The sequence below is a fragment of the Paenibacillus helianthi genome, from assembly GCF_001909055.1.
Taxonomy (GTDB): domain Bacteria; phylum Bacillota; class Bacilli; order Paenibacillales; family Paenibacillaceae; genus Paenibacillus_AQ; species Paenibacillus_AQ helianthi.
Map to the genome: position 1 here is coordinate 146,085 of NZ_LVWI01000114.1, position 9,690 is coordinate 155,774.

8 protein-coding genes and 1 riboswitch are annotated in these 9,690 nt (G+C 51.5%); of the genes, 6 read left to right on the forward strand and 2 right to left on the reverse strand.

Features of this window, described 5'->3' with window-relative positions; translation table 11 throughout:
- Positions 1-13 precede the first annotated feature (13 nt).
- The gene (locus A3844_RS31545; RefSeq protein WP_074109576.1) at positions 14-907 is read left to right on the forward strand and encodes a DMT family transporter; all 894 of its coding nucleotides are present in this window, start codon (positions 14-16) and stop codon (positions 905-907) included.
- A gap of 13 nt (positions 908-920) precedes the next feature.
- A complete protein-coding gene (locus tag A3844_RS31550; protein WP_074088448.1) occupies positions 921-1,523 on the forward strand; it encodes a flavin reductase family protein in 603 nt (200 codons plus the stop codon).
- A gap of 98 nt (positions 1,524-1,621) precedes the next feature.
- Here the strand turns inward: A3844_RS31550 and A3844_RS31555 are convergent, their stop codons facing one another.
- Together A3844_RS31555 and A3844_RS31560 are read right to left on the reverse strand one after the other, a co-directional pair.
- Positions 1,622-3,508 (reverse strand): flagellar assembly protein A, encoded by a 1,887-nt coding sequence (locus tag A3844_RS31555; protein WP_074088449.1) that lies wholly within the window; start codon positions 3,506-3,508, stop codon positions 1,622-1,624.
- Between the two features lie 102 nt (positions 3,509-3,610).
- Positions 3,611-3,704: riboswitch (cyclic di-GMP riboswitch) on the reverse strand.
- Positions 3,705-4,009: 305 nt separating this feature from the next.
- Positions 4,010-5,110, reverse strand: a complete 1,101-nt coding sequence (locus A3844_RS31560; protein WP_074088450.1) for an FUSC family protein — start codon at positions 5,108-5,110, stop codon at positions 4,010-4,012.
- A 298-nt stretch (positions 5,111-5,408) separates the two neighbouring features.
- Between A3844_RS31560 and A3844_RS31565 the strand changes: the two genes are divergently transcribed.
- From A3844_RS31565 to A3844_RS31580, 4 genes are read left to right on the forward strand one after another with little or no spacing between them, the layout of a single operon-like run.
- Positions 5,409-6,533 carry an ABC transporter ATP-binding protein gene (locus A3844_RS31565; RefSeq protein WP_074088451.1) on the forward strand — a complete coding sequence of 375 codons (1,125 nt, stop codon included), beginning with the start codon at positions 5,409-5,411 and terminating at the stop codon, positions 6,531-6,533.
- Positions 6,523-7,326 (forward strand): ABC transporter permease, encoded by an 804-nt coding sequence (locus A3844_RS31570; RefSeq protein ID WP_074088452.1) that lies wholly within the window; start codon positions 6,523-6,525, stop codon positions 7,324-7,326. The genes A3844_RS31565 and A3844_RS31570 overlap by 11 nt, the downstream gene beginning before the upstream one ends.
- The gene (locus tag A3844_RS31575; protein ID WP_074088453.1) at positions 7,326-8,153 is read left to right on the forward strand and encodes an ABC transporter permease; all 828 of its coding nucleotides are present in this window, start codon (positions 7,326-7,328) and stop codon (positions 8,151-8,153) included. The genes A3844_RS31570 and A3844_RS31575 overlap by 1 nt, the downstream gene beginning before the upstream one ends.
- Positions 8,150-9,223 carry an ABC transporter substrate-binding protein gene (locus A3844_RS31580; RefSeq protein ID WP_074109577.1) on the forward strand — a complete coding sequence of 358 codons (1,074 nt, stop codon included), beginning with the start codon at positions 8,150-8,152 and terminating at the stop codon, positions 9,221-9,223. Before A3844_RS31575 ends, A3844_RS31580 begins: the two co-directional genes overlap by 4 nt.
- Positions 9,224-9,690: the final 467 nt, after the last annotated feature.

The following is a 9,690-nucleotide window of genomic DNA, read 5'->3' on the forward strand; positions in this document are numbered from 1 at the left end:
AAGAGGTGAATACATGCATCAGCAGAGAAAAACCATTGCTTTGCTTATCTTTCTGGTTATTGTCTGGGGCATCAATTGGCCTCTTTCCAAAATTGCTCTACATTACGCTCCGCCGCTTTTGTTTGCCGGCATCCGAACCGTGATCGCCGGTATAATTCTGATATTCGCTGCGCTTCCGAAGTGGAAGAAGCTTGATTTTAAGCGGCTGTGGCCTGTATATCTGATTTCGGCTTTTCTAAGTATCGTCTTCTATTATGGCTTCCAGACCATTGGCCTGCAGTATGTGCCCTCCGGCCTGTTCTCGGCCATCGTCTTCCTGCAGCCGGTGCTGCTCGGTATCTTCGCCTGGATCTGGCTGGGGGAGAGCATGTACGGCCTGAAGCTGGCCGGTCTCCTGCTTGGTTTCCTCGGCGTGGCCTCGCTCAGCATCGGCGGCTTCAACGGGAGCATCTCGGTCCAGGGAATTGTGCTCGCCTTAGCCAGTGCGCTCAGTTGGGCGTTTGCCACCGTCTATACCAAACGCAATGCGGCGCGTGTAGATATGCTCTGGATGACCGCCATGCAGATTATGATCGGCGGCATCATTCTGCTATCTGCAGGGTCGGTGACCGAGAGCTGGGCGGATATCACCTGGAATGCGGCTTTTATCTTGAACACCCTGTTTATTTCCGTATTTGTGATTGCTCTGGGCTGGATGGTATATTTCAATCTTATTAAGAATGGGGAGGCGGGCAGAGTAGGTTCGTTCACCTTCCTGATTCCGCTAATCTCTATCGGTTCAAGTGTAGTGCTGCTGCATGAGCAGATTACCTTGAATCTGGTGATTGGCCTGCTGCTTATTGTGAGCAGCATTGTTCTGGTTAATGTTAGAATAAGCCGAAGAACCCTAAGACGTCCTACTCATTAATTGGAGGTGTACCATGTATATCAAAGCTTCTGAACAAACGGCGCATGATAACTACAAGCTGCTGATCGGCAGTATTATTCCCCGGCCCATTGCCTTTGTCACCTCGATGAACGAACAAGGCGTAGTGAACGCCGCCCCATTTAGCTTTTTTAATATTGTGAATGATGAACCTCCAATGATTATGATCTCCTGTGTGCGCAAGGCAACCGGAGAGATGAAGCACACCGCAAGCAACATTTTGGGAAATGGAGAGTTTGTTGTACATATCGTGGACGAGGATAATGTTGGCGCTATTAATCACACCTCGATCAATGCCCCTGAAGGCATCAGCGAGGTGGAGTTGGCCGGACTTACGCCAATACCCGGGCAGATGATCCGGGTTCCGCGTATAGAGGAGTGCAGGATCGCCATGGAATGCCGTCTCGTGCGGCATGTGGAGCTGGGACACTGCGATATGCTGGTCGGTGAAGTGCTCTGTTTCTATATAGAGGATGAACTGATTCAGGGCGGGCGCATTGACGCTGCTAAGCTGAAGCCGGTCAGCCGTCTTGCCGGAGCTTCTTATGCGGCCATCGGCCGGACGTTTGAGCTAGAAAGACCCCAGTACGAATCTTGAGCGCTCGGAAAAGAGACCCAGCAGGATGCCGCCACGCGGCTCTGCAGGGTCTCTTTGTTTTTTTGGCGATTCATGCTGTATGTAGAGGATTCTGGTGGTTATTCGATGGGAATAGCGCCGGATTCTCTACATTTTTGTTTCAGGCTCTTGGCTGTAAACGTAATTCCCCCGCCGGGTTTAGCAATCTCTAAGGAATACCCGTCTATGGTTACTGATGCATTATGAATGGCGCTAGCTGTGATTTGCTGGCCTGCCACAAGGAGCGATCCGGGAAGGGACTCACCGCTGACATTCTGAGCTGTGATCGTTCCCTCTGCTTCCATAGCGGAGTCGGAGCACATGGAACCATCCTTCGCAAAATAAATATCGCCGCAGGAACACAGCGTGCTCCGGCCAATCCCTTCCCCATGAATATGGATATCTCCGCCGGATTTAATGATGCTGTTCTGTGCCCCCGAAATATCGATCCGGACTTGCTCCTCCTGCATGAGGGAGATTCCCTCGATAAGGTTTTTAAGCAGACTCAGAAAAGAGCCTATTCCCGCATCCGTAATGAGGTCGGTAAAATGTCCGGGTCTCAGAAAAATATCCATCATGTGCCTCACAATTTTGGTATCCTGCGGGTAGTCAGCGCTCAAGTCCGACAACAGTTCCCGCATATCGCTAATCAGAAGGGGAAGATGCTCATATTTGCTCTCCAGCAGCAGCATAATGACTAGGCCGTACTTTACCGTCTGCATCGTGGACTCGACCGTCTCGGCAAGGTTCTTAGCTGCTTCTCTCAGACTGGAGATCTCTTGGATCAGCAGCTCAGAAAAGCTGCACAGACGGTGGTGTGCGGCGCCGAACGCTCCGGCATACAATTCACTATCGACGGCCTTGCCGCTGATAAATATACTGCCTGTTGCTGCAATTCTGGAATTGTGAACGTCACCGTATATGTATACATTACCCAAGGCTTCAATCACCGTGTTCTTGTTCAGAGGATGAGCTGCAATGACATCTCCCGGGAACCTGATGGTGGCTGGTTCCACGGCATCATTCTGCGGAACCACATAGGTTTGGGGGAAATCAATCGTTTTCACAAAGGTTCCGTTTCCGGTAATACGCGGTCTGCCTTTACAGCGGGCAGAGATCTGTCCCCCCGGAAGCAGTGACGCATAATGTCCGGTCAATAGAGTAAGGTCCCGCGGCGGGGGCGGGGGAAGGACACCTCCGTACACGGTGAATCCAGGCAGGCCCTCTTGGGGTGGCAGCTTCTGTGCAAACACTTCGCCTTCCTGGACAGTAAGGAATTCACCGTGGCAGGATTCATCTTCAGAAAGGCATGTCCCCTTAAATGCATTTTCTATTTTCTTCTGAAACAGCAGCTCCAGCCTCGCATTGGTCCCGGGTACGGGAGCCTTGCCTTCTGCTATGCAGACAGGAAGATAGGTCGGGTTGTTCAGCTCCTCATAGAGAGCGGGGATGTTGAGCGAGCTGACAATGGAGCTTTTCTCAAGGCCAGACATAATCTGCGCTATCGACAGAACGGACAACAAGGAATCACGGTTCATTTCTGCACGTACAGTGACATTGGCTGAAGCCGGACTGTTGACCAGGTTCCAGGCATATCTTTCGGCACGGTAAAGCGTAAAGTACACTTTGAGCTTATCATCGGATACGGTAATCTGGTATTGTGGCTTCTCGCAAATCTCCCAGGTGAGATCATCTGCAGACGTGATTGGAGTTGGCTCTGTGAGGGTTTGTCCATTGATCTTAAGAATTACGGGATGGACAGCTGAAATTACAGCCGGCATGCCGCCAGGCAGAGGAGGGGTGATGAAAATTTGGTTGTTCTGGATAATGATAACGCCGTTCTTCGCTCTGTCTGTTCCGCCAAACGTCTGAGCATCCACAGAATAAAGATCCATGAGATCGTGCTTTCCAAGAAGCATGGAAGCAATGAACTCGTACCGTGAACGTTCGATAATATGCTGCGGCATTCTCGTAACCTCACTTTTCGTATAATCAATGGTATCTGTACAGAAAGAACATCATGGAGCCGTGATGCGATATCTTGGGATATCCGACCAAATGGCGTCTCTATTGGCAACCTGGCGACCATAAAACAGCAATAACTGTACTCTTAGGCCCATGGCTTTGCGTCCTGTCCTTTCAGACAGTTTGCCTTTAGGAATAGATCAATGATATATACTCAGTACAAGGCCCATTTAAATCGACTACAATCGACAAAAAAATGGTCAATACTGGCACTCTGTCCAATAAAAACTTCAGCAAACAACATTAATTCTAGTACTTAAGTAGCGAATTTTCAACTGGAATAATTGATTTAGACTATAAATAATGATAAATGTAACTAATTGTTGATTTATTGTAAATTAAATGTAATTAAGGATTTTTTTCTGTTTATTGAATTCTAAACTAAAAGGGGATTTAGCGGGGGATTATGGCCGATACTCCAGAAAAAAAGGACGCTCCCAAGCCTAAAGCTTGTGGGAGAGTCCTTTTTGTATGAAGTGTATAGCGCGGGCTGCCTCAGTCTTGCTGTTCTGCGGTGCGGCTGATATCACTACGTAGTCGGCCTGTTCGATTTCCTCCAGCACCCGGTTCAGGTGGGAGAAGACCGCGCCGAGATCGCGGATGGAAGTCAGTGAGCATTGTCCCTGCAGCTCCGAGAACCAGGCTAGCTGAAGATCACGGGCCCGGCGCAGTGACTCGGGAAGCGAATGCTGACTTTCGGCATCTGAGAGTGTTTTGGTACCATAGAGCGCGATACAGTCTGCGGTGGCAGTTACGATCTCTGCCATCCAGTCAGCCGCAGCATGATGTGTTGGCAGCAGCGCAATTTCTGAGCTGATCTCCTTGACATAGCATTGTATTTGCTTGAGATGTGCAGTGGCCTGGGAGAGTCCGCGAAGCTCGCTGCGGCACTGGTAATGCGTTAGGGTATAATGTAGTTCCTTTTGCTGTTGCTCGCTCTTGGCCAGCAGCGAAGCGGAACGTGCCAGCGTATCCGAAACCGGAGGCGCTCCCCGTCCGCCACCCGCAAGGCCGCTTAGGGCATCAGCCAGCAGCAGACTGCCTTCGAGTGCCAAGCCTTTCACCTTGACGAACCCCTTAGGCGGAACGATAATCATATTGATGATTAGCGCAATAATGACTCCGATAAGCGTTTCGGCGACCCGCCACTCGATATAATGGTCATGATAGAAGGTAAGGGCCAGAACAGAGGTTACACCGACCTGGGAGATGGCTTGGATATTAATCCGGCAGGCAGTAGCGACTCCGATACCAACCAGCAGCATCAGCAGAATGGAGAGCGCTCCGACATCGAAGAATCGTCCCACGATCAAGCTCACAATTCCGCCAAGCACAACGCCGGTCATCCGGTATACACCCTTTTCAAAGGAAGCCTTGACGCTTCCCTGAGTGATCAGAATTGCCGCCAGTGGAGCGAAATATAAGTAGCTGTCTCCATACAAGGTGTGCACCGTCAGCCAGGAGAGTGAAGCAGCCAGTGTAACGCGTATCATATATAAAGACAGTCCGAATTTCTCCAGGCGGTCCTGTAATCCTTCGTTCATGAGGGTCATCTTCTTTCAGGTTATTAAGAGAAAAAATGAAATAACTTTCAGCCGTTTTCATTATAGCACCGCAAAACGGGCCGGAAGAGCCTTAATTTTTACGAACTTGTTAAGTTTCCGGTGCTGATTTTCACCAATGTATGCTATCGCATATATAGGACTTATCCTTTATGCTGTATATTATGGAAGTATGTCGAAGGAAGGGGGGAACTGTCGCTTATTCGCGCTGAGCATGCCATTTCGATTTCCTCCCGCAAGAAGCGGGTAAAATAGGTTGTATTACATAAGGTAAGGGAGGTTGTTAGCTATAGCTACCCCGGAAGGCACTATTATTTCTTTTGACCAGGTGGTTAAACAATACGACGATGAAGAGCCGGTACTAAAAGGCGTCAGCTTCGAGATCGAACGCGGCAAGTTCTATACCCTGCTGGGCCCTTCGGGCTGTGGCAAGACGACTATTCTGCGGTTGATCGCCGGCTTCGCCGAGCCCACGGAAGGCTCGATTGTTCTCAATGGCCAATTAATCAACCACATTCCCGCTAATGAACGGCAGGTCAATACAGTTTTTCAGGATTATGCCCTGTTTCCGCACCTGAACGTATTCGAGAATGTGGCCTTCGGACTGCGCATTAAAAAGCTTAAGAAGGATGTGATCACGCAAAAGGTGCAGGAAGCGCTGCGCTTTGTGAACCTCGTAGGCTACGATCAGCGCGCCATTAATGAAATGTCCGGCGGACAAAGACAGCGTGTAGCGATTGCCCGCGCCATCGTCAACGAGCCACAGGTGCTGCTGCTGGATGAGCCGTTATCTGCGCTGGATCTGAAGCTTCGTACAGAGATGCAATATATTCTGCGGGAAATGCAGCAGCGGCTGGGTATTACCTTCATCTTCGTGACCCATGACCAGGAAGAGGCGCTCGCGATGTCGGACTGGATCTTCGTCATGAACGGCGGACGGATCGAACAGAGTGGCACGCCCAATGATATTTATGATGAGCCGATCAACCGCTTCGTGGCCGATTTCATCGGAGAGTCGAATATTGTACCGGGTGTGATGATTGACGACTACCTCGTGGAGTGGGGCGGGCACCGGTTTGAATGTGTCGATGCGGGGCTCAAACGGAATGAGGCGGTAGAGATTGTCATTCGTCCTGAGGACCTGGAAATTACCACGCTTGAGCAGGGCAAGCTGCGCGTGCGTGTGGATTCCCAGCTGTTCCGGGGCGTACATTACGAGATCAGCTGCTATGATGAATCCGGCCATGAGTGGCTGGTCCATTCTACCCGGAAGGCCGAGGTCGGCAGTGAAATCGGGCTTTATTTTGACCCGGAAGCGATTCATGTTATGCGTTTCGGTGAAACGGAGGAAGAATTCGACAAACGTCTGGAAGCGTACGGCGAGGTGGAAAGCCATGAACAGTAAGGGCCGGTCGTATGTTCTCATCCCTTATTACTTGTGGATCGCGCTGTTTGTCATCGCACCGGTGCTGCTGGTCCTCTATTATTCCCTGTTTGACCTGGACGGGCATCTCACTCTGGATAACTATATTAATTTCTTCACACCAGTATATATGCGGATGATGCTTAACTCCTTCTGGTATGCATTCCTGATCACGGTGTTCTCGCTTTTGGTTGCTTATCCGGCAGCTTATCTGCTCACACGGACCAAGCATAAGCAGCTGTGGCTGCTGCTGATTATTCTCCCCACTTGGATTAATCTGCTGCTGAAGACGTATGCGTTCATCGGGATATTTGGCACCTTTGGGCCGATTAATAATTTCTTCGACCTGCTCGGGATCGGGGAACAGCAGATTCTGTTCACGGGTTTCAGCTTTGTATTTGTGTCGGTGTATATCTTTATTCCGTTCATGATCCTGCCGATCTTCAGCGCTCTGGAGGAGCTGAATTTGTCGCTGGTAGATGCCGCGCGCGATTTGGGCGCATCCGGGTGGACGACCTTCCGGCGGGTAATTTTCCCGCTGACGATCTCGGGAGTGCGTTCCGGCTGCATGGCGGTGTTCATTCCGGCCTTATCGCTGTTCATGATTACGCGCCTTATCGCCGGCAACCGTGTGATTACCCTGGGTACCGCGATTGAGCAGCATTTTCTGGTCACACAGGACTGGGGCATGGGCTCTACCGTTGCCGTCTTCCTGATCGTCATTATGGCGCTGTTCATGGTGCTGACGGGCGGTTCACGGAAAGGGGTGCGCTAGTGAGGAATAAAAACGGATTTGCCAACCTGTATCTGGTTCTGGTCTTCGCCGTGCTCTATGCACCGATTCTGTATCTGATGTATTACTCGTTCAATAGCGGGGGCACGATGCATGAATTCAAGGGCTTCACGCTGGAGTATTACCGCGAGGTCCTTCAGGATACCCGGCTGATGATTATTGTCATCAACACACTGGTCATTGCGCTGCTGTCTTCGGCGATGGCCACGCTGATCGCGATTATCGGCGCACTGGCCATTCAGCGTGTCCGCAGCCGGCGGGCCAAAAATACGCTGCTCTCGCTCAACAATGTGCTAATCGTCAGTCCCGACGTCATTATCGGGGCCTCCTTTCTCATCCTGTTCACCATTGTTGGCGTTAAGCTCGGCTTCACGTCAGTCCTGCTCTCGCATGTGGCATTCAGTGTGCCGATTGCTGTGCTGATGATCCTGCCGCATCTGCAGGAGATGAGCCCAACGCTGACCGATGCGGCCCGGGATCTCGGGGCCAGCCGCCGTGATGTGCTGACGAAGGTCGTGCTGCCGATTATCAAACCGGGGATTTTCAGCGGGTTTTTCATGGCCCTGACGTATTCACTGGATGATTTTGCGGTGACATTCTTTGTCACCGGGAATGGATATTCCACGCTGTCGGTGGAGATCTACTCCCGCGCGCGGCAAGGTGTATCTCTGTCGATCAATGCGCTGTCGACGCTGATCTTCCTGTTCACCATTCTGCTGGTGACCGGGTATTACTTCCTGAACCGCCGCAAGAACCGCCCGGCAGCCCCGCTCACCGAGCCTGCCGCCGAAATGGGGGTGCCTAGATGAAGCAACTGGTAAATGCTTTTCTGGCGATTCTTATTGTGGCCTTCGGGCTGATGTTCCTCGCGGCCCGGCTGAACTCGGCTGAGGGATATTCCGGGGGAAATACGCTGACCATCTACAACTGGGGCGATTATATTGAGCCTGAGCTGTTGAAGCAGTTCGAGAAAGAGACCGGAATCACGGTCATCTACCAGACGTTTGACTCCAATGAAGCTATGCTGACCAAGGTTGAGCAGGGCGGTACGAACTTCGATGTCGTGGTCCCGTCCGACTACGCCATTGCCAAAATGCGGGAAGAGAACCTGCTGCTGCCGCTGGATAAAAGCAAGATTCCGAATCTGGCCAACATCGATTCGCGGTTTATGAATCTGTCGTTCGATCCGGGGAACGTGTATTCCGTGCCCTATTTCTGGGGGACGGTCGGGATTATCTTCAACCCGGACATGACCAAGGGTATGGATTTCAGCAGCTGGGATTCCCTGTGGGACAGCAGGCTGAAGAATAATATCTTCCTTGTGGATGGTGCCCGCGAGGTCATGGGTATGGCGCTGAACAGCCTGCACTATTCGGTCAACGACAAGAATGAGGAGCATCTGCAGGAGGCGCTGGCCAAGCTTGACAGGCTCTCCCCTAACGTGAAGGCGATTGTCGGCGATGAGATCAAGATGCTGCTGGCGAATGAAGAAGCGGCTGTTGGGATCGTATGGTCCGGCGATGCTTCGGAAATCATGGACCAGAACGACAAGCTGGATTACGTGGTGCCAAAGGAAGGCTCGAACAAATGGTTCGATAACATGGTCATTCCGCGCAAGGCAGCCAACGTGGAAGGGGCACATAAGTTCATCAACTTCATGCTCCGCCCCGATGTGGCCGCCAAAAACGCAGAGTATGTCGGTTACTCCACTCCCAACATTCCGGCGCTGAAGCTGCTTCCCGAGGATATCTCCGGGGATACCCGCTTCTACCCGCCCGCCGAAATCACCGACAAGCTGGAGGTCTACGACAACCTCGGCAAACGGATGCTCGCTCACTACAACGAGCTATTCCTGCGCTTCAAGATGAACAAGAAGTGAGTGGCGGAAGGGATAGGAATGACCTGGTAATGAGCTGGGCTGAGATAGGCTGAGCTGAGATAGAACGGTTGGAAAGGCTGGGAAAGATAGAAGAGATATGAAATCCGGAAAAGCTGGAAGAGATATGAAATCCGAAAAAGCTGCGAAATCCGGAAAGTCCGGAAGGTCCAGAAAAGCTGGATAAGCTGGAAGGTCCAGTAAAGCTGGAAGAGCTGGGAAAGCTGGGAAAGCTGGAAGAGCTGGAAAATCATCTATTGTTGCTGCTGTGCGAGGCTCCGGGAACGGGTCTGTACAAGCGCTTGGCAGCACACTCGGCAAAAAAAGAGCCTGACGTTGAACTACGCGTCAGGCTCTTTCCGTGGAGCCGTGGGTGGTGGAACCACGCCTAATGAGTTAAGAAGGCAGGCTGCGGCCTAAGTCGGGTGGTTTAGGCGTGGGGCCTCCGTACCCTCGTACCCCCGTACCCC